Annotated in this window: 21 protein-coding genes; 12 read left to right on the top strand and 9 right to left on the bottom strand. The window is 71.8% G+C overall.

What is annotated here, in order from left to right; translation table 11 throughout:
* Positions 1 to 202 precede the first annotated feature (202 nt).
* Positions 203 to 1,585, top strand: a complete 1,383-nt coding sequence (locus tag ACFUNE_RS16235; RefSeq protein ID WP_383567377.1) for a cysteine desulfurase/sulfurtransferase TusA family protein — start codon at positions 203 to 205, stop codon at positions 1,583 to 1,585.
* 46 nt (positions 1,586 to 1,631) lie between these two features.
* Here ACFUNE_RS16235 and ACFUNE_RS16230 read toward each other — a convergent pair whose 3' ends face one another.
* Complete coding sequence (locus ACFUNE_RS16230) at positions 1,632 to 2,606, bottom strand: carbohydrate kinase family protein (RefSeq protein WP_383567374.1); 975 nt, start codon at positions 2,604 to 2,606, stop codon at positions 1,632 to 1,634.
* A gap of 159 nt (positions 2,607 to 2,765) precedes the next feature.
* Between ACFUNE_RS16230 and ACFUNE_RS16225 the strand changes: the two genes are divergently transcribed.
* Positions 2,766 to 2,963 carry a hypothetical protein gene (locus tag ACFUNE_RS16225; protein WP_383567371.1) on the top strand — a complete coding sequence of 66 codons (198 nt, stop codon included), beginning with the start codon at positions 2,766 to 2,768 and terminating at the stop codon, positions 2,961 to 2,963.
* A gap of 120 nt (positions 2,964 to 3,083) precedes the next feature.
* On the top strand, positions 3,084 to 4,532 hold the full coding sequence (locus ACFUNE_RS16220) for a hypothetical protein (RefSeq protein WP_383567368.1): 1,449 nt from the start codon (positions 3,084 to 3,086) through the stop codon (positions 4,530 to 4,532).
* A 73-nt stretch (positions 4,533 to 4,605) separates the two neighbouring features.
* On the opposite strand, the gene ACFUNE_RS16215 is transcribed toward ACFUNE_RS16220, so the two are convergent.
* Positions 4,606 to 4,962, bottom strand: coding sequence for an iron-sulfur cluster assembly accessory protein (locus ACFUNE_RS16215; RefSeq protein ID WP_056784314.1), 357 nt, complete (start codon positions 4,960 to 4,962; stop codon positions 4,606 to 4,608).
* A gap of 222 nt (positions 4,963 to 5,184) precedes the next feature.
* Here ACFUNE_RS16215 and nadA point away from each other — a divergent pair, with 222 nt between their 5' ends.
* The gene (gene nadA / locus ACFUNE_RS16210; protein ID WP_383567365.1) at positions 5,185 to 6,372 is read left to right on the top strand and encodes a quinolinate synthase NadA; all 1,188 of its coding nucleotides are present in this window, start codon (positions 5,185 to 5,187) and stop codon (positions 6,370 to 6,372) included.
* A gap of 96 nt (positions 6,373 to 6,468) precedes the next feature.
* Here the strand turns inward: nadA and ACFUNE_RS16205 are convergent, their stop codons facing one another.
* The 5 genes from ACFUNE_RS16205 to ACFUNE_RS16185 all read right to left on the bottom strand — a co-directional run bounded on the left by ACFUNE_RS16205 (position 6,469) and on the right by ACFUNE_RS16185 (position 12,965).
* Complete coding sequence (locus ACFUNE_RS16205) at positions 6,469 to 9,624, bottom strand: efflux RND transporter permease subunit (protein WP_383567362.1); 3,156 nt, start codon at positions 9,622 to 9,624, stop codon at positions 6,469 to 6,471.
* 187 nt (positions 9,625 to 9,811) lie between these two features.
* Positions 9,812 to 10,501: a response regulator gene (locus ACFUNE_RS16200; protein WP_383567359.1), complete on the bottom strand. Its 690-nt coding sequence runs from the start codon at positions 10,499 to 10,501 to the stop codon at positions 9,812 to 9,814.
* Complete coding sequence (locus ACFUNE_RS16195; RefSeq protein WP_383567356.1) at positions 10,498 to 11,763, bottom strand: histidine kinase; 1,266 nt, start codon at positions 11,761 to 11,763, stop codon at positions 10,498 to 10,500. The genes ACFUNE_RS16200 and ACFUNE_RS16195 overlap by 4 nt, the downstream gene beginning before the upstream one ends.
* Positions 11,764 to 11,893: 130 nt before the next feature.
* The gene (locus ACFUNE_RS16190) at positions 11,894 to 12,172 is read right to left on the bottom strand and encodes a hypothetical protein (RefSeq protein WP_329227933.1); all 279 of its coding nucleotides are present in this window, start codon (positions 12,170 to 12,172) and stop codon (positions 11,894 to 11,896) included.
* A 10-nt stretch (positions 12,173 to 12,182) separates the two neighbouring features.
* A complete protein-coding gene (locus ACFUNE_RS16185; protein ID WP_147963071.1) occupies positions 12,183 to 12,965 on the bottom strand; it encodes a PspA/IM30 family protein in 783 nt (260 codons plus the stop codon).
* 296 nt (positions 12,966 to 13,261) lie between these two features.
* On the opposite strand from ACFUNE_RS16185, the gene ACFUNE_RS16180 reads away from it, so the two are divergent.
* The 3 genes from ACFUNE_RS16180 (at position 13,262) to ACFUNE_RS16170 (ending at position 15,803) form a co-directional block, all read left to right on the top strand.
* Positions 13,262 to 13,861: a DUF3043 domain-containing protein gene (locus ACFUNE_RS16180; RefSeq protein ID WP_383567352.1), complete on the top strand. Its 600-nt coding sequence runs from the start codon at positions 13,262 to 13,264 to the stop codon at positions 13,859 to 13,861.
* 59 nt (positions 13,862 to 13,920) lie between these two features.
* Positions 13,921 to 14,655 (top strand): class I SAM-dependent methyltransferase, encoded by a 735-nt coding sequence (locus tag ACFUNE_RS16175; RefSeq protein WP_383567788.1) that lies wholly within the window; start codon positions 13,921 to 13,923, stop codon positions 14,653 to 14,655.
* Between the two features lie 74 nt (positions 14,656 to 14,729).
* Complete coding sequence (locus tag ACFUNE_RS16170; RefSeq protein ID WP_383567349.1) at positions 14,730 to 15,803, top strand: S1C family serine protease; 1,074 nt, start codon at positions 14,730 to 14,732, stop codon at positions 15,801 to 15,803.
* 68 nt (positions 15,804 to 15,871) lie between these two features.
* On the opposite strand, the gene ACFUNE_RS16165 is transcribed toward ACFUNE_RS16170, so the two are convergent.
* Positions 15,872 to 16,075, bottom strand: coding sequence for a hypothetical protein (locus tag ACFUNE_RS16165; RefSeq protein ID WP_329227939.1), 204 nt, complete (start codon positions 16,073 to 16,075; stop codon positions 15,872 to 15,874).
* 86 nt (positions 16,076 to 16,161) lie between these two features.
* Between ACFUNE_RS16165 and ACFUNE_RS16160 the strand changes: the two genes are divergently transcribed.
* Complete coding sequence (locus tag ACFUNE_RS16160; RefSeq protein WP_383567346.1) at positions 16,162 to 17,364, top strand: bifunctional adenosylcobinamide kinase/adenosylcobinamide-phosphate guanylyltransferase; 1,203 nt, start codon at positions 16,162 to 16,164, stop codon at positions 17,362 to 17,364.
* Between the two features lie 124 nt (positions 17,365 to 17,488).
* On the top strand, positions 17,489 to 18,589 hold the full coding sequence (gene cobT, locus ACFUNE_RS16155; protein ID WP_383567343.1) for a nicotinate-nucleotide--dimethylbenzimidazole phosphoribosyltransferase: 1,101 nt from the start codon (positions 17,489 to 17,491) through the stop codon (positions 18,587 to 18,589).
* 4 nt (positions 18,590 to 18,593) lie between these two features.
* On the opposite strand, the gene ACFUNE_RS16150 is transcribed toward cobT, so the two are convergent.
* Positions 18,594 to 19,364, bottom strand: a complete 771-nt coding sequence (locus ACFUNE_RS16150; RefSeq protein ID WP_383567340.1) for a hypothetical protein — start codon at positions 19,362 to 19,364, stop codon at positions 18,594 to 18,596.
* An 86-nt stretch (positions 19,365 to 19,450) separates the two neighbouring features.
* On the opposite strand from ACFUNE_RS16150, the gene ACFUNE_RS16145 reads away from it, so the two are divergent.
* The 3 genes from ACFUNE_RS16145 (at position 19,451) to lpdA (ending at position 23,668) form a co-directional block, all read left to right on the top strand.
* The gene (locus ACFUNE_RS16145; protein ID WP_383567337.1) at positions 19,451 to 20,233 is read left to right on the top strand and encodes an adenosylcobinamide-GDP ribazoletransferase; all 783 of its coding nucleotides are present in this window, start codon (positions 19,451 to 19,453) and stop codon (positions 20,231 to 20,233) included.
* Positions 20,234 to 20,383: 150 nt separating this feature from the next.
* Positions 20,384 to 21,937 carry a leucyl aminopeptidase gene (locus tag ACFUNE_RS16140; RefSeq protein WP_383567334.1) on the top strand — a complete coding sequence of 518 codons (1,554 nt, stop codon included), beginning with the start codon at positions 20,384 to 20,386 and terminating at the stop codon, positions 21,935 to 21,937.
* A gap of 342 nt (positions 21,938 to 22,279) precedes the next feature.
* Positions 22,280 to 23,668, top strand: coding sequence for a dihydrolipoyl dehydrogenase (gene lpdA, locus ACFUNE_RS16135; protein WP_383567331.1), 1,389 nt, complete (start codon positions 22,280 to 22,282; stop codon positions 23,666 to 23,668).
* Positions 23,669 to 23,680 lie beyond the last annotated feature (12 nt).

Raw genomic sequence — 23,680 nt, 5'->3', positions numbered from 1 at the left:
ACGCGGGCAGGGGTTTGGATGTTTATGCGGACCAAACCCTACTGGACGCTATTTGGGGTCGCGCGGGGAGGGTGCCCAACGCGCCGCACGACACCCCGAAGGGATGGAATGCGAGCCTCCGGGGGCCATCTGACGCTCCCTCTCCCCTGCCGCGGAGACGGCCGGTCACCTGGTCACGCGCCCTGCGGGCTAGCGTGACGCCGTGCCCTACTTCGACGCGGCCTCCTCCGCCCCCCTGCATCCCGTCGCCCGTCAGGCGCTGCTTGCCTCCCTGGACGAGGGCTGGGCCGACCCGGCCCGCCTCTACCGCGAGGGACGGAGGGCCGCGATGCTGCTCGACGCGGCCCGGGAGACCGCGGCGGAGGCGGTCGGCTGCCGGCCGGACGAGCTCGTCTTCACCTCGTCCGGCACCCGCGCGGTGCATTCGGCGGTGGCCGGAGCGCTCTCCGGGCGTCGGCGTGTCGGCCGCCATCTGGTGCTCTCCGCCGTCGAGCACTCCTCGGTGCTCCATTCGGCGGCGGCCCTGGAGTCGGAGGGCGGGACGTTCACCGAGGTGCCGGTCGACCGGACCGGGGCGGTGGACCCCTCGGCGTACGGCCGGGCCCTTCGCGCGGACACCGCTCTGGCCTGTCTGCAGTCCGCCAACCACGAGGTCGGGACGGAACAGCCGGTGGAGGAGACCGCGGAGATCTGCGCCGGCGCCGGTGTGCCGCTGCTGGTGGACGCCGCGCAGTCGCTCGGCTGGGGGCCGGTGCCCGGCCGCTGGTCGCTGCTGGCCGCGAGCGCCCACAAGTGGGGCGGGCCCGCCGGGGTCGGGCTGCTCGCCGTACGCAAGGGGGTCCGCTTCGCACCTCAAGGCCCGGCCGACGAGCGGGAGTCGGGCCGTGCTCCCGGCTACGAGAACATCCCGGCGATCGTGGCGGCCGCGGCCTCTCTGCGGGCGGTGCGCGCGGAGGCCGCCGCGGAGGCCGCGCGGCTGCGCGTCCTGGTCGACCGCATCCGGGCGGCGGTGGGGACTCTGGTGCCGGACGTGGAAGTGGTCGGCGACCCGGCGCGGCGGCTGCCGCACCTGGTGACCTTCTCCTGTCTCTATGTCGACGGAGAGACAGTGCTCCACGAGCTGGACCGGGCCGGGTTCTCCGTGTCGTCCGGCTCCTCCTGCACGAGCAGCACCCTGACGCCCAGCCATGTCCTGAAGGCGATGGGAGTGCTCACGGAGGGAAACGTGCGCGTGTCGCTTCCGGCCGGGACGACGGAGGAAGAGGTCGACGGCTTCCTCCGCGTACTGCCGGGGGTGGTGGCCGGGGTGCGGGAGAGGCTCGGCGCCCCCGCTCGGACGTCGCCCTCCCCCGCGGCGCGGCCCTCGCTCGTCGTCGACGCGCTCGGCCGGCGCTGCCCGATTCCGGTGATCGAGCTCGCAAAGGTGATCGAAGGAGTACCCGTGGGTGGCACGGTGACGGTGCTCTCCGACGACGAGGCCGCCCGCCTCGACATCCCGGCCTGGTGCGAGATGCGGGAACAGGAGTACGTGGGCGAGCAGCCGGCGGACCGCGGCTCGGCCTATGTGGTCCGCCGGCTCGTGTGAGCCCGTACCGCTCACCCGCGGGCCCGCGCCGCCTCCGTCTCGCGTACTAGGAGAGGTGCTTCCTGACCTCCGAGGCCGCCTCGTCGCCGTAGGCCTTGGTGAAGCGGTCCATGAACGGGCTGCGGCGCAGGGTGTACTCCTGGGTGCCGACGGTCTCGATGACCAGGGTCGCGAGCATGCAGCCGACCTGGGCGGCGCGCTCCAGGCTCACACCCCAGGAGAGGCCGGAGAGGAAACCGGCCCGGAAGGCGTCGCCGACGCCGGTCGGGTCGGCCTTGCGCTCCTCCTCGGCGCAGCCGACCTCGATGGGGTCCTGGCCGGCCTGCTCGATTCGGACACCCCGGGAGCCGAGGGTGGTGACGCGGTGGCCGACCTTGCCAAGGATCTCCTCGTCGCTCCAGCCGGTCTTGGACTCGATGAGTCCCTTCTCGTACTCGTTGGAGAAGAGGTACGTCGCGCCGTCGAGGAGGATCCGGATCTCCTGGCCGTCCATCCTGGCGATCTGCTGGGAGAAGTCCGCGGCGAACGGGATGGACCGGGAGCGGCACTCCTCGGTGTGGCGGAGCATCGCCTCGGGGTCGTCGGCCCCGATCGAGACGAGGTCGAGGCCGCCGACCCGGTCGGCGACGCTCTTGAGCTCGATCAGCCGGGCCTCGCTCATCGCGCCCGTGTAGAAGGACCCGATCTGGTTGTGGTCGGCGTCCGTCGTGCAGACGAAGCGCGCCGTGTGCAGGACCTCGGAGACCCGGACCGATCCGGTGTCGACACCGTGCCGGTCGAGCCAGGCGCGGTAGTCGTCGAAGTCGGCCCCGACGGCACCGACGAGGATCGGCTGTGTGCCGAGCACGCCCATGCCGAAGGCGATGTTGGCTCCGACCCCGCCCCGGCGCACGTCGAGGTTGTCGACCAGGAAGGAGAGCGAGACCGTGTGCAGCTGATCCGCGACCAGCTGGTCGGCGAAACGGCCGGGGAAGGTCATGAGGTGGTCTGTGGCGATGGAGCCGGTGACTGCAATGCGCACGGGGAGCTGCTCCTGCGGAAGGCGAAGGGAACGCGTGAGCGCGCCCTCCGGGACGGCGTGACAGTTCACGCTACCCGGTGACGCCACCATGCCCGAATGGGCAAAACTACCCGATAGTAGGCCTTTCTACCTGGGTACTCCTGTGCATACGGTGCGGATATGTCGAACACCATCGTTCCTCGCGAGTCCGAGATGAGCCTGGCCGAGCTGCGCGGAGACTGCGCGCGTATGGCGCCGCACTGGGTCGTACCCGAGAGGACCGCCGCGAAGCCGGTGGAGCCCTCCCGCATCCACGGCGTCACCGTGCCTCCCTCCTCGGCCCGTCTGATCGACGCCATGTCCGACTACGGGGACTGACCCGGGCGGCTCCCCACGCACCCGGGGAACCGCTCGCTCCCCCGGCCCGTCCCACCGGTGTCCCCGCCCCGGGGGCGGATGTTGTGCCAGTGACGGCCAGGCAGCCGAAGGAGCGATCCGGTGAGCACCGAGCGACCCGAGAATGACGTGACCGGCCCCCGGCGGCGGCGGTCGCCGCTGGCTGTGGCATCGGTGGCGGCGGCCGTCCTGCTGGCCGGGGGCGGGGCGGCCTACTGGGCCTCGAACGCTCCGGGCGAGGCCGGCCCCGGCCTCCTCCCCGACCCCGGAACAGGCTCACCCCCTCTGCTCTCGCTCGACGTCTCGGCGGGCAGCGGCTCCACGGAACCCCCGCAGGGCATCGCGCCGGGTGAGCCGGATCCCCACGGCGGCGGGACCGTCTACCGCGCCTCGGGAGAGCTGCCGGACGGCCCGGACGAGGCCTCCGTCCACCGGTCTACGGGCACGGTGAGCGCGGCCGAGGTGGCGCGCCTCGCGAAGGCCCTCGGGGTGCAGGGCAGCCCACGCGCGGACGGCACGGCCTGGAAGGTGGGCAGCGAGGGCGACGGGTCCGGCCCCTACCTCCGGGTGCACAAGCAGGCGCCGGGCACCTGGACGTTCGCGCGGTACGCCTCGGGCGGCACGGACGCGTGCGAGTCGCCCACGGTCTGCTCGAAGGACGCGACACCGGGCACCGGCACGGGCTCACCGGTGAGCGAGAAGGCCGCCAAGGCTGCCGCCGCCCCGGTCCTGAAAGCCGTGGGGCAGGACGGTGCCGCACTCGACGCGGGTCAGCGGATGGGCTCCGTACGGGTGGTGAACGCCGACCCCGTGGTGGGCGGGCTGCCGACGTACGGCTGGTCGACCGGGATCCAGGTGGGCGCCGGGGGCGAGATCGTCGGCGGCAGCGGACACCTGAAGGGACTGGGGAAGGGCGACAGCTATCCGGTGACCGGCGCGGACGAGGCGCTGAAACAGCTGAACGCGGAGAGCCGACGGAGCCCGAAGGGCGGGATCGGCGGCTGTGCGACCTCCGTACCGCTGGAGGACGATCTCGCACCGCAGCCCGACTGCGGCGCCTCGGGCGGTACTCCGCCCGCCACCACGGTGACGGTCGAGAAGGCCGTGTTCGGGCTCGCGGCGCAGTACGCGGACGGCGAGCAGATCCTCGTGCCCTCCTGGCTCTTCTCCGTGCGGCCCGAGGGGGGCGGCCCGGTGGACACGGTCGCCCAGGTCGCGGTGGACCCGGAGTACGTGAGGCACGGGAGCACCCCGCCCTCCCCCGAACCCACGAAGGACCCGGACGGCTCGGCCACGGACCTCACCTCGTACAGCTCGGACGGCCGCACGCTGGAGGTGACGTTCTGGGGCGGCGTGTGCAGCACGTACACGGCCCGCGCCACGGAGGACGCCACGACGGTGCGGGTCACGGTCTCCCAGTCACGGCCGGATCCCGGGAAGGCCTGCATCCTGGTCGCCGAGGAGCTGAACCGCACGGTGACCCTCGATGCCCCGCTGGACGGCCGGAAGGTGGTCGACGCGGGTTCGGGCGAGGCCGTGCCGCGCGCCTGACGGGCGTGGCCGGACATGACTGCGGCGGCGCTCCCGATGACCGGGAGCGCCGCCGCTGTCGTACACCTCAGGCTTAGCTGAAGGAGTCACCGCAGGCGCAGGAGCCCGTGGCGTTCGGGTTGTCGATCGTGAAGCCCTGCTTCTCGATGGTGTCCACGAAGTCCACGGAGGCGCCGCCCAGGTACGGGGCGCTCATCCGGTCGGTGACAACCTTGACGCCGCCGAAGTCCTTCACGACGTCACCGTCGAGCGAACGCTCGTCGAAGAAGAGCTGGTACCGCAGACCCGAGCAGCCTCCGGGCTGCACGGCGACGCGCAGCGCGAGGTCGTCACGGCCCTCCTGCTCGAGCAGGGTCCTGACCTTGTCTGCGGCGGCGTCGGACAGGAGGATGCCGTCGCTCACGGTGGTGGTCTCGTCCGATACGGACATCTGCTTCTCTCCCGGGTTGTACGGACTGCTTGCCGACGGGTCCAACCATCGGGGCCGCGGATTCATTCCGGGCCAGGCGCGTGTCTGTTCCCCTTCATGCTCGCACACCGCCCGCGCGAGGGGATGCGTCACATCGACGCTATCGGCATCGTCAAGCTGACACGAAGCGGTTATGATAGATAGCGTCAATTCGACGAAAAGGCTTTTCGCGGAAAAGAAAGGGTGCGTGTCGTGACCACCGCCCAGCCCTTGGATGTCCAGCCGACACCCCTCGCCCTTCTGCTGCTCGGCCGCGAGGCCGACCCCCGGAGCGAGCGCGGGGTCGAATGCCCCGGTGACCTGCCCTCCCCGTCCGACCCGGACCTGGTGGAGCGGGCCCGCGCGGCCAAGGAGAAGCTCGGGGACAAGGTCTTCGTGCTCGGCCACCACTACCAGCGCGACGAGGTCATCCAGTTCGCGGACGTCACCGGCGACTCGTTCAAGCTCGCCCGGGACGCCGCTGCGCGGCCCGAGGCGGAGTACATCGTCTTCTGCGGCGTGCACTTCATGGCGGAGTCCGCGGACATCCTGACCGGCGACGAGCAGAAGGTCGTCCTGCCGGACCTGGCCGCAGGCTGCTCGATGGCCGACATGGCCACCGCGGAGCAGGTCGCCGAGTGCTGGGACGTGCTGACGGAGGCGGGGGTCGCCGACCGGGTCGTGCCGGTCTCGTACATGAACTCCTCCGCCGACATCAAGGCCTTCACCGGCAGGCACGGCGGCACGATCTGCACCTCGTCCAACGCGAAGAGGGCCCTGGAGTGGGCCTTCGAACAGGGCGAGAAGGTGCTCTTCCTGCCGGACCAGCACCTCGGCCGGAACACCGCGGTGCGGGACATGGGCATGAGCCTGGAGGACTGCGTCCTCTACAACCCGCACAAGCCGAACGGCGGCCTGACCGCCGAGCAGCTGCGCGACGCGAAGATGATCCTGTGGCGCGGGCACTGCTCGGTGCACGGGCGCTTCTCGGTGGAGTCCGTCGAGGACGTGCGCGCGCGGATCCCGGGCGTCAACGTGCTGGTGCACCCGGAGTGCAAGCACGAGGTCGTGGCAGCCGCCGACTACGTGGGCTCCACGGAGTACATCATCAAGGCCCTGGAGGCCGCTCCGGCCGGCTCGAAGTGGGCCATCGGTACGGAACTGAACCTGGTCCAGCGACTGGCGAACCGTTTCGCCGCCGAGGACAAGGAGATCGTCTTCCTCGACAGGACCGTGTGCTTCTGCTCGACGATGAACCGGATCGACCTGCCGCACCTGGTGTGGACGCTGGAGTCGCTGGCCGAGGGGAACCTCGTCAACCGCATCCAGGTCGACCCGGAGACGGAGAAGTACGCGAAGCTGGCGCTGGAGCGGATGCTGGCGCTGCCGTAGGACGGCGCGGGAGGGGTCGCCCTCCCGCACGCGAAAGGCCCCCGACCACCGTGTGCACGGCGGTCGGGGGCCTTTCGCGTGGTGCTGCGGGCCCCGTCAGGCCTTCGCGGGCTCCGGCTCGTCGGAGACGGCTTCCTCCGCCGCCTCCGGGGCGGGCCCGCCGGACTTCGCCGCACGCCTGGCGGCCTTCTTCTTCGCGCGGCGCTCCTTGCGGAGTTCGACCATCGCGTAGAGCGTCGGCACCAGGAGCAGCGTCAGCAGCGTGGAGGTGATCAGACCGCCGATCACCACGACCGCCAGCGGCTGGGAGATGAACCCGCCCTCACCGGTGACGCCGAGCGCCATCGGGAGGAGGGCGAAGATCGTCGCCAGTGCCGTCATCAGGATCGGGCGGAGGCGGTGGCGCCCGCCCTCGATCACGGCCTCGACGACGCCCATGCCCTGCGACCTGTACTGGTTGATCAGGTCGATCAGCACGATCGCGTTGGTCACCACGATGCCGATCAGCATCAGCATGCCGATCATCGCGGGGACGCCCAGCGGGGTGCCGGTGACGACCAGGAGCCCGATGGCGCCGGTCGCCGCGAAGGGGATGGAGACCAGCAGGATCAGCGGCTGGACGAGCGACCTGAAGGTGGCCACCAGCAGCATGAAGACGATCGCGATGGCCGCCAGCATGGCCAGGCCCAGCTTCATGAAGGCATCGTTCTGGTCCTGGGAGACACCGCCGATGGTCGCGGTGGCACCCTCCGGGAGGTCCAGGGCGTCGATCTTCGTCTGGAGCGAGGCGGTGACCGCGCCCGTGTTGTCGCCGGTCGGCTTGGCGGTGATCGTCGCTGCCCGCTGTCCGTCGATCCGGGTCATCGAGACCGGCCCGGGGACCAGCTTCACGTCGGCGATCTGGCCGAGCTTCACCGGGCCCAGCTGAAGCGCCTTCAGCTCGGCCGTGGTGGTGGCCGGCGAGGCCGACCTCACCAGGATGTCACGCTCGGTGTCGTCCATGATCGCGGTGCCGGAGGGGGTGCCGCGCACCGCACCGGCGACCGCCGCGCCGAGGGTGGTCTCGTTGAACCCGGCGTCGGCCGCCTTGTCGTTGGCCTTGACCGAGATGCGCGGGACGCTTTGCGCCAGGTCGCTCTGGACGTCGGTGACGTCCTTGAGCTTCGCGACCTCGCCCCGCACCGCTTCGGACGCCTTCTGCAGCACGTCCGCGTCCGCGGCCTTGACCACGACGCTGAGGTCCTGGCTGCCGAAGCCGTCGCCGGCGGCGATCGTGGTGTCACCGATGCCGTCGAGCTTGCCGAGGGCCTCGTCGATACGGTCCTGGGTGGCCTCGAAGTCCGCCGAGTCCTTGAGGGTGACCTGGTAGGAGGCCTGGTTGGCGCCCGTACCGCCGCCGAAGGCGGCCATGAAGCCGGAGGAGCCGACGGTGACCTGGTAGTCCTCCACGCCCTTGTCCGCGGCGAGGACCTTCTCGACCTTCTTCGCGGCCTCGTCGGCGGCGGCCAGGCTCGTACCGGGAGTCAGCTCCTGCTTGACGGAGAGGACTTCCTGCTCGCCCTGGTCGAAGAAGTTCGTCTTGAGCAGGGGCGCCATGCCGAACGTGCCGAACAGGACCACGAAAGCGAGGACGATGCTGGTGACACGGCGCCGGGTCGCGAAGCGGAGCACCGGGACGTAGAGCCGCTGGAGCCGGCTGGCGGCCTCCTTCTCCTCGGCCTTGCGGCGTGCCTCGTCCGGGTCGGCGTCGGTGCCCTTGGGGGCCCGCAGGAACCAGAACGAGAGGACCGGGACCACGGTCAGCGAGACCAGCAGGGAGGCCAGCAGGGCCGCCGTGACGGTGAGCGAGAAGGATCCGAAGAGCTGGCCGACCATGCCGCCGACCAGACCGATGGGCAGGAAGACCGCCACGGTGGTGAGCGTGGACGAGGTGACCGCGCCGGCCACTTCCCTGACCGCGGTGATGATCGCCGAATGGCGTTCCTCGCCGTAGCCGAGGTGCCGCTTGATGTTCTCCAGGACCACGATCGAGTCGTCGACGACCCGGCCGATCGCGATGGTCAGTGCGCCGAGCGTGAGCATGTTCAGCGACAGGTCGCGGGTCCAGAGCACGATCAGCGCGAGGATCACGGAGAGCGGGATGGAGACCGCGGTGACCAGCGTCGAGCGGATCGACGCGAGGAACACCAGGATCACGACGACCGCGAAGAGCAGGCCGAGCGCGCCCTCGGTGGTCAGGCCGGAGATCGCCTTGGAGACGGCGGGTCCCTGGTCGGAGACGACGGTCAGCTCGGCGCCGGCGCCGAGGTCCTTGCGCAGGTCGGCGAGCTTGTCCTGGACGGCGTCCGAGATGGCGACGGCACTGCCGTCCTTGTCCATCGTCGCCATCACGGCGAGGCTCGGCTTGCCGTTCGTACGGGTGAGGGAGACCGCGGTGGCGGGCTCCTGCTTCACCGTGGCGATGTCACCGACGCGGACCGGCTTCCCGGACTTGCCCGTGGCCGGGTTCGCCGCCGAGACCTTCAGGTCCTCGATCTGCTGGAGCGAGGTGAAGGAACCGCCCACCTGGATGGTGCGGCTCTTGCCGGACTCGGAGAATGAGCCCGCCGGGACCGTGGCGCCCCCGGCCTGGAGGGCCTGGGCCAGCGAGGCGGCGTTCATGCCGGCCGCGGCGAGCTTCCTGTCGTCGGGGACGACGGAGATCTGGAGGTCCTGGACGCCGTCGACCGTGACCTGGCCGACGCCCTCGATGTCCTCGAGCGCCGGGACGACCGTGCGGTCGAGCTGGTCGGCGAGGGCCTGCTGGTCCTTGTCCGAGGTGACGGCGAGGACGACGGTCGGGATGTCGTCCGTCGAGCCGGCGATGACCTGCGGGTCCACGGAGTCGGGCAGCTGGACGCGGGCGCGGTTCACGGCCTGCTGGATGTCGGCGACGAGCTGCTTCGTGCCCTCGTCCCCGAAGTCGAACGTCGCCATGATGACGGCGTTGCCCTCGCTGGCGGTCGAGGTGACGCCCTCGACGCCGTCGACGGCCTTGATCGTGTTCTCGAGGGGCTCGACGACCTGCTTCTCGACCACATCGGGGGACGCACCCTGATAGGGCGCCAGCACCGACACCATCGGGAGTTCGATGGTGGGCAGCAGCTGCTGCTTGAGCTGCGGGATCGCGATCGCTCCGAAAACGAGCGCGACGATCGAGATCAGCCCGATCAGCGCCCTTTGCGCGAGGCTGAATCTGGACAGCCAGGACATGGGTGGGTCTCTCTTCTGTGGCGTACGCGGCAGATGGGCGGCTGTTCGGCGACCACCGGTCCGGCGATCACAGGGGACACAGCCCGCCCATCCATACGATCGCCTGATCCGTGCGGGAAAACGTCGGCCCCCGGGTTGCCTTTTTATCCCGCGCATACCGCAGCTGGAGTAGCCGGGTCTCCACCCGTCACTCCACCCGGGGACGGACCAGGCCCGATTCGTACGCGATGACCACCAATTGCGCACGGTCCCGCGCGCCCAGCTTCGCCATGGCCCGGTTCACATGGGTCTTCACGGTGAGAGGGCTGACGACCAGCCGTTCGGCGATCCGGTCGTTGGAGTGCCCGCCCGCGACCTGGACGAGCACCTCGCGCTCGCGCCCGGTGAGCGCGGCGAGGCGCTCGGCGTACTCCGTGGCGTCGGGCCCCTCGGCGCCGGTGCCCGCCTGGGCCAGGAAGGTGGCGATGAGGCCCTTGGTGGCGACCGGGGAGAGCAGCGCCTCGCCCGCCGCGGCGACCCGGATGGCGTTGAGCAGCTCGTCCGGTTCCGCGCCCTTGCCCAGGAAGCCGGAGGCGCCCGCGCGCAGGGACTGCACGACGTACTCGTCCACCTCGAAAGTGGTGAGCATGACGATCCGGACCCCGGCGAGGTCCGGATCCGCGCTGATCATCCTGGTCGCGGTGAGCCCGTCGGTGCCCGGCATCCGGATGTCCATCAGCACGACGTCCGCGCGGGTCGAGCGGGCCAGTTCCACGGCCTGCGCCCCGTCCGCGGCCTCACCGACGACGTGCATGTCGGGCTCGGAGTCGACCAGCACCCGGAACGCGCTGCGCAGCAGCGCCTGGTCGTCGGCGAGCAGCACCTTGATGGGCGTCATGCGCATCCCCCCGTCGTCCCCACCGTGCCCGGCCGCTCCGGCGCGCGTGTGCGGGACGTGACGGGCAGGATCGCATGAACCCTGAAGCCGCCCCCGTAACGCGCTCCCGCCGTGAGGGTGCCGCCGAGCGCGGTCACGCGCTCACGCATGCCGATCAGGCCGTGCCTGCCGCCGTCGGCCGGTGCGGGGAGCGGATGCGGTCCCCGGCCGTCGTCGAGCACGGTGATCTCCGCGGTCCCTCCGACCCGTACGACGCTGACCTCGGCTTTCGCGCCGGCGCCGGCGTGCTTGCGCACGTTGGTCAGGGCCTCCTGGATGATCCGGTAGGCAGCGAGGTCCACCGCCGCGGGCAGCGGACTGTCCGGGTCGGTGCAGGCCACCTCCACGGGGAGTCCGGCGTTGCGGAAGGTGTCGACCAGGGGTTCCAGGACGGCGAGCCCCGGGGCGGGTTCGGTGGGCGCCTCGGGGTCACCGGACTGGCGCAGCAGCCCCACCGTGGTCCGCAGTTCGTTGAGGGCCGAGCGGCTGGCCTCCCGTACGTGGGCGAGCGCTTCCTTGGCCTGGTCGGGGCGCTTGTCCATGACGTGGGCGGCGACCCCGGCCTGGACGTTGACCAGGGCGATGTGGTGGGCGACGACGTCGTGCAGGTCCCGGGCGATCCGGAGCCGCTCCTCGGCGACCCGCCGGCGGGCCTCCTCCTCGCGGGTGCGCTCCGCGCGTTCGGCCCGTTCCCTGATCGCGTCGATGAACGCGCGTCTGCTGCGGACCGCGTCGCCGGCGGCACCCGCCAGCCCGGTCCAGGCGAGGACGCCCAGGTTCTCCTGGCTGTACCAGGGCGTCGTACCGGCCACCATCGCGGCCATGGCCAGTCCGCCCATGGTGAGCAGGCCGACCCGCCAGGTGGTCGGGCGGTCGGTGCTGGCCGCGACGGTGAAGAGCGCGATGACCGCGCTCATGACGACGGGGGCGGGCGGATCGATCAGGAGGAACTCGACGACGCACAGCAGTCCGGTCGCCACGAGCACGGCCATGGGCCTGCGTCGCCGCAGGACGAGCGCACCGGCGCCGAGCACCATCAGCAGCACGCTCGACGGTTCGGGTACCCGCGCGCCGAAGTCGGGCCCGTGGCCCGGGTTCGGCTCGGTGAACGACACGCAGATCATGCAGGCGAGCACGCCCACGGCGAGGCCGCCGTCGAAGGCGAGGGGATGGCCGCGCAGCCAGCGCCAGGCACGCACGAGCCCGTTTCCGAGGAGGGTCACGTCGGACCACGGTACGGCGTGCCGTCGCCGGGCCGGCCCGTACGGTGTGCCGACCACGTCACGGCACGGTGCCCCGCACCGGACCGACCGGGGCGGGGCACCGTGGGGAGTGCGGAGGGGGCGGGCCCGTTCAGCCGGGGATCAGCCCGTCGTCGCGGAGCATGGAGCGCACCTCTTCGAGGGTGGCGTCGGGTGACGGCAGGATCAGTTCGGACGGCTCCAGGGCGTCGTCGGGGAGCGGCGAGCCCAGCTCGCGCACCTTGTCCAGGAGCGCGTGGAGCGTGGTGCGGAAACCGGGTCCGTCACCGCTCTCCATCTCCGCGAGGAGTATGTCGTCGAGCTCGTTCAGCTCGGCGACGTGACTGTCGGCCAGGCTGACCTGGCCCTCCCCCATGATCCGTACGATCATGACGCCGCCCTCACTGCTTGTCGAACTTGTGCGGGGACTGCTGCGACTGCGGTGCCGCGTCCTCGGCGCCGCCCTCGATGGCCTGCTGCTGCCCCGCGGATCCGCCGGCCAGTTCGGCCTTCATGCGCTGCAGCTCCAGCTCCACATCCGTACCACCGGAGATCCGGTCCAGCTCGGCGGCGATGTCGTCCTTCGCCGTACCGGACGGGTCGTCCAGGGCACCGGAGGCCAGCAGCTCGTCGATGGCCCCCGCGCGGGCCTGGAGCTGCTGGGTCTTGTCCTCGGCCCGCTGGATGGCCAGGCCGACGTCGCCCATCTCCTCGGAGATGCCGGAGAAGGCCTCACCGATCCGCGTCTGGGCCTGGGCCGCCGTGTAGGTGGCCTTGATGGTCTCCTTCTTCGTCCGGAAGGCGTCGACCTTGGCCTGAAGACGCTGGGCCGCGAGAGTGAGCTTCTCCTCCTCGCCCTGCAGCGTCCGGTGCTGCGTCTCCAGGTCGGTCACCTGCTGCTGGAGGGCGGCCCGCCGGGACAGCGCCTCGCGGGCCAGGTCCTCGCGGCCGAGCGCGAGCGCCTTGCGGCCCTGGTCCTCCAGCTTGGACGACTGCCCCTGCAACTGGTTGAGCTGCAGCTCAAGCCGCTTGCGCGACGTCGCCACGTCGGCGACGCCGCGGCGTACCTTCTGGAGCAGCTCCAGCTGCTTCTGGTACGAGTAATCGAGGGTCTCGCGCGGATCCTCGGCCCGGTCAAGGGCCTTGTTTGCCTTCGCGCGGAAGATCATTCCCATACGCTTCATGACACCGCTCATGGGCTTCGCGCGCCCCCTTCTGACGGACTGAGCTCCAGCACTCCAACAGAACCCACAGTACGGGCCCTGTCTCCATTACCGCACTGTTCGAGCACGGATGTGCTCCTCCGCAAGGACGACTGCCGCCGGTCACCGCTCCCGCGCAGGGAGTAGACGGCCCTCAGGGATCACGTCGGCAACGTCCGTTCTGCCCCTGTCGGGACACTTTTCAGGACGCAGGCCGTTGCCGGATCGTTCCCGGCCGGTCCCCGGGAGTCCCCGGCGACCCCGTACCCTTGGGTTTTGTGTTCCGTAGCCGTTCCAAGGAAGAGAAGGCCCCCACCGGCAAGGTGACGGCGGACCTCTCCAAGCAGCCCCGCGACCCTCAGGCTCCCAAAGGTCGCCCCACCCCCAAGCGCAGCGACTCGCAGACGCAGCGCCGGCGTGCCTCCAGCGGCACGCCGACCGATCGCAAGGAGGCGGCGAAGCGCCAGCGTGAAGCGCGCCGGGCGGACATGGCCCGGCAGCGGGAGGCCCTCGCGTCGGGCGACGAGCTTTATCTGCCGGCGCGTGACAAGGGGCCCGTGCGGCGCTTCGTCCGTGACTTCGTGGACTCGCGCTTCTGCATCGCGGAGTACTTCCTCCCGCTCGCAGTGATCATCCTGATCCTCAGCGTGATCCAGGTCCAGAACATCCAGAACATCTCGCTGCTGCTCTGGCTCGGCGTGATCGTGCTGATCGTCGTCGACTCCATCGGCCTCGGTTTCCGCCTCAAGAAGCAGCTGGCCCAGCGCTTCCCGGACACCCCGAAGCGCGGCGCGGTGGCCTACGGCCTGATGCGCACGCTCCAGATGCGCCGTCTGCGTCTTCCCAAGCCGCAGGTCAAGCGGGGAGAGCGGCCCTGAGCACGGATACCTCCGGCTTCACGGGGGTTTCCTCCCAGTGGCTGGGCGGGCTCGGAGGGCTGCGCAACACGGTCCGCCAGGAGCTCGTCGCCCGGCAGCTCGACGAGCAGATAGCCGGGCGCTTCCCCGTGGGGCAGCGGCTGCGGGTGCTCGACGTCGGCATGGGCCAGGGCACGCAGGCGCTGCGCCTGGCGCGGGCCGGGCACTCCGTGACGGGCCTCGAGTCCGACCCCGAGATGCTGCGGACCGCGCGGGAGTCCCTGGCGGGCGAGCCCGAGGGCATCCGGGAGCGGGTGCGGCTCATCGAGGGCGACGGGCGGGACACCGGGGTGCACTTCCTGCCCGGCAGCTTCGACGTGGTGCTCTGTCACGGCGTCCTGATGTACGTCCCCGAGCCGGATCCGCTGCTCGCCGGTCTCGCCAGGATGCTGGCGCCCGGCGGGCTGCTCTCGTTGCTCGTCCGGAACGCCGACGCCCTGGCTATGCGGCCGGGGACGGCGGGCGACTTCGCCGCCACCCTCGCGGCGTTCGACACGGACACGTACACCAACAGGCTCGGCCTCGACGTCCGGGCGGACCGGCTCGGGGTGCTGCGGGCCACCCTCGCCGGGATCGCCGCCCCGCTGCACGCCTGGTACGGCGTGCGGGTCTTCACCGACAACGTGGGGAACGAGGAGGAGCTGCCCGGCCCCGAGGAGCTGGAGCGGATCTTCGCCGCGGAGGACAGGGCGGGACGGACCGATCCGTACCGCGGGGTGGCCGCGCTCCTGCACCTGTGCGGGGTACGCGGCTGACCCCGTCGGAGCCGTACGGCTGATCGGCCCAGCACCGCAGGCCGCGCCCGGCGGGCCCTGGCGATACTCCGGGAATGGACGCAACCCCTTCCCGCAGCCGGGTACGCCGCTCGCTCACGCCCCTGGCCGCCGGTGCCTGCGCCATCGCGCTGGCGGGCGGCTGCACCGGCCTCGGGCCGGCCCCGGCCGCCGCCCCGGCCCAGCAGGCGGCGGTGTCCCGGGCCGCGGGTGACCTGGAGGACCAGTACCGGGCCGTGATCAGGGACGTCCTGCCCTCCGTCGTGCAGATCGGCGCCGGTGACGGGCTCGGCTCGGGCATCGTCTACGACGACAAGGGCCACATCGTGACGAACGCCCACGTGGTGGGCGACGAGAAGACCTTCGACGTCAGCGTCGCCACCGGCGAGAAGGTGTTCAAGGCCTCCCTCGTCTCCTCCTATCCGGAGCAGGACCTGGCCGTCGTCAAGCTCGACGACGTCCCCGACGGGCTGCGGGCCGCCGAGTTCGGTGACACCGACGAGGTCGAGGTGGGGCAGATCGTCCTCGCGATGGGCTCACCGCTCGGCCTGTCCAGCAGCGTCACCCAGGGCATCGTCTCGGCCGTGGGCAGGACCGTCAGCGAGAGCAGCTCGGGCGGCGGCACCGGGGCGACGCTCGCGAACATGGTGCAGACCTCGGCGGCCATCAACCCCGGCAACAGCGGCGGAGCCCTGGTGAACCTCGACAGCGAGGTGATCGGCATCCCCACCCTCGCGGCGACGGACCCCCAGCTGGGCGACAGCGCGGCACCCGGGATCGGGTTCGCCATCCCCGTCTCGATGGTGCGGACGGTCGCCGACCAGATCATCAAGTCCGGAAAGGTCACCGACTCGGGCCGGGCGGCGCTGGACATCAGGGGCCGCACCGTCGTCGACGACGAGTACCGGCCGGCCGGAGTCGCGATCGTCAGTGCGCAGAAGGGCGGGGCCGCGGAGAAGGCCGGCCTGCGTGCCGGGGACATCATCACCCGGATCGGCGACACCCGGGTCACGACGATCACGTCGCTCTCGGAGGCCCTGGCGGACGACGATCCCGGTCAGAAGGTCGGGGTGACGTACCGGCGGGGGGACGCGTCGAGGACCGCCCAGGTCACCCTGGGCGAGATCTGAGAGCGGGCCGGGGGCACGACGGCCGCACGGCCCGCCCGGACACCGTGGCCCGGGCGGACCGGCGGACCTCAGTCGGCCTGGAGGCTCATCGGGCCGTAGATCTTCGTCGTGTCCTCGAAGAGCGTCACCTGGTGCGCGCCGCCTTCGAGGAGCTCCTTCCAGAACTCACCGATCCAGGACTCCGCGTCGCCCTGAGTGGTGAACTCCTCCGGCTGCAGCGCCGGCTCCGTCTCCGTACCGTCGGACTTCTCGAACCGCCACGTCCACGCCATGTCCGCCTCCTGGGTCACGTTGCTCCCCGAAGACTAGTGGGTGTCCCGGGCGCGCAGGTGGTTCACGGACGCGGGAGGATCGACACGTGGAACTGACACTGCTCGGCACCGGAGCCCCCGACGGGCTGCCGCGGCCCGACTGCCCCTGCGCCGTCTGCGCGTTCTCCCGCGGTACGGGGGCCCGTGCCGCGACCGCGCTGCTCGTGGACGACGCGCTGCTCCTGGACCTCACCCCGGGGGCCGTGTTCGCCGCCGCCCGCGCGGGTCACTCGCTCGCCGCCGTGCGGCAGGTGCTGCTGACCCATCCCCACGACGGGCCCGCCGTGGAGCTGCCCGACTCGCTCCCGCCCGCGGGACGTGTCCCGGACGGCCAGGAGCTGACGCTGATCAGCGGTCACCGGATCCGGGCCCTGGCCATGGACGCGCCGGGCACCGGTTACGAGGTGACCTCGCCGGAGGGCGAGCGCCTGCTCTATCTGCCGCCGGGCGCAGCGCCCGCCGGTCTGGCCGACCCCGTGGCGGAGCCGTACGACATGGTCGTCTGCGATGTGATCGGGCGTCCGGACGCGGTGGCCAGGCTGCGGGCGACAGGGGCCGTCGGGGCCGCCACCGAGGTGCTCGCCGTCCACCTGGACCACGACGCGCCGACCGGGGCCGAGCTGGACCGCCGGCTCGCCGCGGGCGGGGCGCGCGCCGTGCCGGACGGGACGACCCTGCCGGTGGGCGCCTACCACGCCGTGCCCGAGGTGCCCCGGCGCACGCTGGTCACCGGCGGGGCCAGGTCCGGGAAGTCGGTGGAGGCCGAACAGCGCCTGGAGACCTTCCCCGAGGTGGTGTACGTGGCGACGGGCGGCCGCCGTGAGGGGGACGCGGAGTGGGACGCCCGGATCGGGCTTCACCGGGAACGCAGGCCTGCCGCCTGGCGCACCGAGGAGACCTGCGAGCTGGCGGGCCTGCTGGAGCAGGACGGTCCGCCGCTGCTGATCGACTGCCTGTCGCTGTGGCTGACGGACGCGATGGACCGGGTCGACGCCTGGGACGACGGCCGGTGGGCGGACGGCGGGGAGGAGAAGCTGCGCGAGCGGGTCTCCGAGCTGGTCCGCGCGGTGCGCGGGACACGTCGTACGGTCGTCGCCGTGACCAACGAGACCGGGTCGGGCGTGGTCCCGGCAACGGCCTCCGGACGGCGTTTCCGGGACGAACTGGGCCGTCTCAACGCGGCGTTCGCCACCGAGTGCGAGCAGGTGCTGCTGGTGGTGGCGGGGCAGGCCCTGGTGCTGCGGGGCTGAGCACGGGCACGTGCGGGGCCGGGGATACGGGAAGGGGTGCCGGGTACTGTTCCGCAGAGGAGCCCTCCGGCGGGTTCCGGCCCACCCAACGCCCACCCAGCGCCGACCCGCGAGGCAGACCCCCGTGAACCTGGACGACTTCTCCGACCTGATCGAACGCCCCGACGGGGGCGTGCGGCGCGATGCCGAGGAACGCCGGGAGCGGCTCGCCGTTCCCGTCGGCGCGCTCGGCCGGCTCGACGAGCTGGGTGAATGGCTGTCGGCAGCCCAGCAGTCGGTCCCGGTCCAGCCGGTCGAGCGGCCGCGCGTGGTGCTGTTCGCCGGCGACCACGGTGTGGCGGAGCTGGAGGTCTCCGGCCGGGCTGCCGGTACCGCGCACGAGCTCGTCCGGTCGGTGCTGGACGGTGCGAGCCCCGTCGCGGTGCTGGCCCGCCGCTTCTCCGTCCCCGTACGGATCGTGGACGCCGGTCTGGACTGCGACCCCGGGCTGCTGCCCGAAGCCGTCGTACGCCACCGGGTGCGGCGCGGCAGCGGCCGGATCGACGTCGAGGACGCGCTGACGGCCGAGGAGGCCGAGCAGGCCGTGCGGCTCGGCATGCGCATCGCCGACGAGGAGGCCGACTCCGGCACGGACCTCGTGGTGCTGGGTGATCTGAGCGTCGGCGGCACGACGGCGGCGTCGACCCTGATCGCCGCCCTGTGCGGCACGGACGCCTCGGTGGTGACGGGGCGCGGCGGCGCCGGGATCGACGATCTGGCGTGGATGCGCAAGTGCGCCGCGATCCGGGACGCCCTGCGGCGGGCCCGGCCGGTCCTCGGCGACCAGCTGGAGCTGCTGGCCGCGGTCGGCGGCGCGGATCTGGCGGCGATGACCGGATTCCTCCTCCAGAGCGCGGTGCGCCGGATGCCCGTGGTGCTGGACGGCGTGGTCTCGGCCGCCTGTGCGCTGGTGGCCCAGCGGGCGGCCTTCCGGGCGCCGGACTGGTGGCTGGCGGGGCAGCTCAGCGGGGAGCCGGCGCAGCTGAAGGCGCTGGACCGGATGGCTCTGACGCCGCTGCTGGACCACGGGATGACGGCGGGCGAGGGCAGCGGCGCCCTGCTCGCGCTGCCGCTCGTCCAGGCCGCGGCGGCACTGGCGGCGGAGCTGCCCGAGCGCGTGCGGGAGCCCGCCGGGGAGTCGGAGGAGCCTTCGGGGGCCACCGAGCCCGCGGAGACGACCGCCTGAGACCTCAGGGGCCGGCGCCCGGGCGGGGCGGCAGCGGGGTCCTGTCCGGGGCCCCGCCGATCAGGTCCTGGAAGCGGCGCCGGGGCCCCACCCAGCGCACGTCGTGGTGATACGCCCTCAGCACCGCCCTGGCGCGGGCCCGGTGGCGCCGGCGGTACAGGCGCCTCGCCCACAGCGACGCGGGCCGGGCGAGCCTGATCGCGCCGATCAGCGCGACGAACGGGATCAGGGTGCCGATGACCGCCATCCGGGCCTTGCCCTTGAACAGCGCGATCAGCACCAGCCCGAAGTTGAAGACGTAGGTCAGGACGACACCGAGCCTGTCCTGCTGCTGCTGCCCGGTCAGTTCGTCGACGCCGAGCGGTGAGAAGCCCGCCAGGACGAGCAGGACGAGCGAGGCCGTGAGCACGACGACCTCCACGCTCTGGCGGCCCTCCTCCGTCCAGTACACGTCGTCGAGGTGGAGGATCAGCGCGAACTCGTCGAGGACGAGGCCGGCGCCGACAGCGAAGATCACCGCGAAGATCCCCGCCGCGACGCCGTGCTGACCGCTGGCGACCGCGCCGAAGCCGCCGACCACCGACAGCACGACACCGGGCACGACGTGGTGGACGTGCACGCCACCGGGCGTGATGTTGCCGAACGGCCCCTTTCCGGCCCTGATCATCCTGGTGATCACCCGGGTGATGGCGAAGGTCAGCACGAAGGCGCTCAGCGCGAGCAGCAGAGGAAGCTTGCCCGGCTCGACGATGTTCTGCTGGAACCAGTGACCCATGCCACCTCCACCCGAGGACCGCATGTGCGGCTTATAGGACACTTTGCCCAATTCGGCGCGCCGCCGCACCGGCTAGCGTGCGCGCGGTGACCTCCCTGAACACCCACGGCGTGCGTTTCGCCTTCGGCACCCTGACCGCGCTCCCCGTACGTGTCTCCCGCTGGGACCGGCGGGCCGCCCGCGCCGGAATGCTGTGCGCCCCGCTCGCCGGCCTCGCCGTGGGGCTGCTCGCGGCCGTCCCCGGGGTGCTGCTCCTGATGGGCGGGGCGGGCCCCCTGCTGTCGGCGGTCGCCTCCGCCGCACTCCCCGCCGCGCTGACCCGCGGACTGCACCTGGACGGGCTCGCGGACACCGCCGACGGGCTCGGCAGCGCCAGGCCCGCCGAGGACGCGCTGCGGATCATGAAGCAGTCGGACATCGGCCCGTTCGGTGTGGTCACCCTGGTGTTCGTGCTGCTGGCCCAGGTCGCGGCGCTCTTCGAGCTGTACGGCCGGGGCTGGGCCGACGGCGCGCTGGGCACGGTCGCCGCCGCCGTGACGGCGCGGCTCGCGCTCACCCTCGCCTCGCGCCGGGGCGTCCCGCCCGCCCGGCCGGAGGGTCTCGGCGCGGCTGTGGCGGGCACCGTCCCGCCCCTGGGCGCGGCGGCGGCGGCCTGCGCGGTGGCCGCGTGCTGCGCGGCGGCCGGCGCGGCGGCGGGCGGATTCGGCGCGGCCCTGCATCACACCCTCGCCGTCCTGGCCGGCCTCGGAGCCGCGCACCTGATGCTGCGTCACTGCGTGCGGCGCTTCGGCGGGGTGACGGGCGACGTGTTCGGCGCACTGGAGGAGACGGCCGCGACGGCGGCTCTGCTCGCGCTGTCGCTGGGCTGAGGGCACCGCCCCCGTGAGCGGGACGCATCGGCGCGCGTAGGCTCATTCCCGGCACATTGCGGCGGGTCTACGATGCGCCGGGCCCGGTCGGCCACCCCCTCGACCAACACAGACCGGCACACAACTCAACGGAAGCGAGATTTCACCACCGTGACTGCTCTCACTCTCAGCACCTCCGGTGCGGCGACGCTGCGCGCCGACGCACTCGTCGTCGGCGTCGCCAAGGGCGCTGGGTCCAAGGCGGGGAACCTGGTCGTCGCACCGGGCGCCGAGGCCGTGGACAAGGCGTTCGACGGAAAGCTCGCCACCGTCCTGGAGACCCTGGGCGCCTCCGGCGCCGAGGGCGAGGTGACCAAGCTCCCCGCGCCGGCCGGCCTCAAGGCCCCGGTCGTCATCGCCGTCGGCCTGGGTCCGGTCCCGGAGAAGGACGACGCCTACGACGCCGAGACGCTGCGCCGGGCCGCCGGAAGCGCCGCACGTGCCCTGAAGGGCTCCAAGAAGGCCGGATTCGCGCTGCCGACCGAGTCGGTCGAGGACGCCGCGGCCGTCGCGGAGGGCGCCCTCCTGGGCGCGTACGCGTTCACCGCCTACCAGGGCGGCGAGAACAAGCTCGCCCCCAAGGGCGCCAAGCCCGACGCCAGGAAGCTTCCGCTCGGCGAGGTCGCCCTGCTCGGCACCAAGCCGCGCGACAAGGCCTTCAAGGCGGCCGCCGAGCGCGCCGTCGCGGTCGCCGAGGAGATCAACCGGGCCCGCGACCTGATCAACACCCCGCCGAACGACCTGTACCCCGAGTCCTTCGCCGCCGTGGCCACCGCCGCCGGCAAGGAGCACGGCATCAAGGTGCAGGTCCTCGACGAGAAGGCGCTCGTCAAGGGCGGCTACGGCGGTCTGCTCGGCGTCGGCCAGGGCTCCACCCACGGTCCGCGCCTGGTCAAGCTGGCCTACACCCACCCGAAGGCCGAGAAGACCCTGGCGCTGGTGGGCAAGGGCATCACCTACGACTCGGGCGGCATCTCGCTCAAGCCGGCCGGCCACAACGAGACGATGAAGTGCGACATGAGCGGCGCCGCCGCCGTGTTCGCCGCCGTCGTCGCGGCGTCCCGCCTCGGCCTCCAGGTCAACGTCACCGGCTGGCTGGCCCTCGCCGAGAACATGCCCTCGGGCAACGCCACCCGCCCCGGTGACGTACTGCACATGTACAGCGGCAAGACCGTCGAGGTCCTCAACACGGACGCCGAGGGCCGCCTGGTCCTCGCGGACGCACTGACCCGCGCCTCGGAGGAGAAGCCCGACGCGATCGTCGACGTGGCGACCCTGACCGGTGCGATGGTCCTCGCCCTCGGCAACCGCACCTTCGGTGTGATGGCCAACGACGACGCCTTCCGCACGTCGATCCACGAGATCGCCGAGGAGGTCGGCGAGGCCTCGTGGCCGATGCCGCTCCCCGCCGACCTGCGCAAGGGCATGGACTCCCCGACCGCCGACATCGCCAACATGGGCGAGCGGATGGGCGGCGGCCTGGTGGCCGGCCTGTTCCTGAAGGAGTTCGTGGGCGAGGGCATCGCCTGGGCGCACCTGGACATCGCGGGCCCGGCGTACCACGAGGGCGCCCCGTACGGCTACACGCCCAAGGGCGGCACCGGCTCCTCGGTCCGCACCCTGGTCAGGCTGGCCGAGCGCACGGCGGCCGGCGACCTCGGCTGAGGTCTCGACAGGCCGTCCGCACGGGACGGTCCGCCCGCGGCGCTCCCGCGCCGTACACGGCCCCGGGCATACGTCCGGGGCCGCGGGCGTTCACCCTTCGGCTCCGTCCTACTTTTTCCGAAGATCTGTACGCATCGGTAACCGTCCTGGCCCGGTGATCGTCCGGCTCGGAGCAGGGGCCCGCGTCCCGTCCGCCCGCAACAAGTGCGAAGATGGGTTCTCGGCAGGACAGGGCCCCCACCACAGGGCCGAATAACGCAAGCGGCCGAACACCAGCCGACCGGCCGGTCACACCCCAGCGACGGGGCCCGGCATACGGCGCACATGCATGGAGGACGTGACGTGGCGAACGACGCCAGCACCGTTTTCGACCTAGTGATCCTCGGCGGTGGTAGCGGCGGTTACGCCGCGGCCCTGCGCGGAGCTCAGCTGGGCCTGGACGTCGCACTGATCGAGAAGGGCAAGGTCGGCGGCACCTGCCTGCACAACGGCTGCATCCCCACGAAGGCGCTGCTGCACGCCGGCGAGATCGCCGACCAGGCCCGCGAGGCCGAGCAGTTCGGCGTGAAGGCCACCTTCGAGGGCATCGACATGGCGGCCGTCCACAAGTACAAGGACGACGTGATCTCGGGCCTGTACAAGGGTCTGCAGGGGCTCATCGCCTCGCGCAAGGTGCACTACATCGAGGGTGAGGGCCGTCTCTCGTCGCCCACCTCGGTGGATGTGAACGGCCAGCGTGTCCAGGGCCGCCACGTGCTCCTGGCGACCGGCTCCGTGCCGAAGTCGCTGCCGGGCCTGGAGATCGACGGCAACCGGATCATCTCCTCGGACCACGCGCTGAAGCTGGACCGCGTGCCGAAGTCCGCCATCGTCCTGGGCGGCGGCGTCATCGGCGTCGAGTTCGCCTCGGCGTGGAAGTCCTTCGGCACCGACGTCACCATCGTCGAGGGCCTGAAGCACCTGGTCCCGGTCGAGGACGAGAACAGCTCGAAGCTTCTTGAGCGCGCGTTCCGCAAGCGCGGCATCAAGTTCAACCTCGGCACCTTCTTCGACAAGGCCGAGTACACGCAGGACGGCGTGAAGGTCTCCCTCGCCGACGGCAAGACCTTCGAGGCGGAGGTGCTGCTGGTCGCGATCGGCCGCGGCCCGGTCTCGCAGGGGCTGGGCTACGAGGAGGCCGGCGTCGCGATGGACCGCGGCTACGTCCTCGTCGACGAGTACATGCAGACCAACGTGGAGACCGTCTCGGCCGTCGGTGACCTGGTCCCGACCCTCCAGCTCGCTCACGTCGGCTTCGCCGAGGGCATCCTGGTGGCGGAGCGGCTCGCCGGCCTCAAGACCGTGCCGGTCGACTACGACGGCGTGCCGAAGGTGACGTACTGCCACCCCGAGGTCGCCTCCGTCGGCATCACCGAGGCCAAGGCCAAGGAGATCTACGGTGCGGACAAGGTCGTGGCCCTCAAGTACAACCTGGCGGGCAACGGCAAGAGCAAGATCCTGAAGACCGCGGGCGAGATCAAGCTCGTCCAGGTCAAGGACGGTGCCGTGGTCGGCGTCCACATGGTCGGTGACCGCATGGGCGAGCAGGTCGGCGAAGCCCAGCTGATCTACAACTGGGAGGCGCTGCCGGCCGAGGTCGCGCAGCTCATCCACGCCCACCCGACGCAGAACGAGGCGATGGGCGAGGCCCACCTGGCCCTGGCCGGCAAGCCTCTCCACTCCCACGACTGATCCAGTCCCGGG

The sequence above is a fragment of the Streptomyces sp. NPDC057287 genome (assembly GCF_042667905.1).
GTDB lineage: Bacteria > Actinomycetota > Actinomycetes > Streptomycetales > Streptomycetaceae > Streptomyces.
Note: the sequence above shows the minus strand (reverse complement) of the source record. Positions and strands in the feature narration are given on the sequence as shown.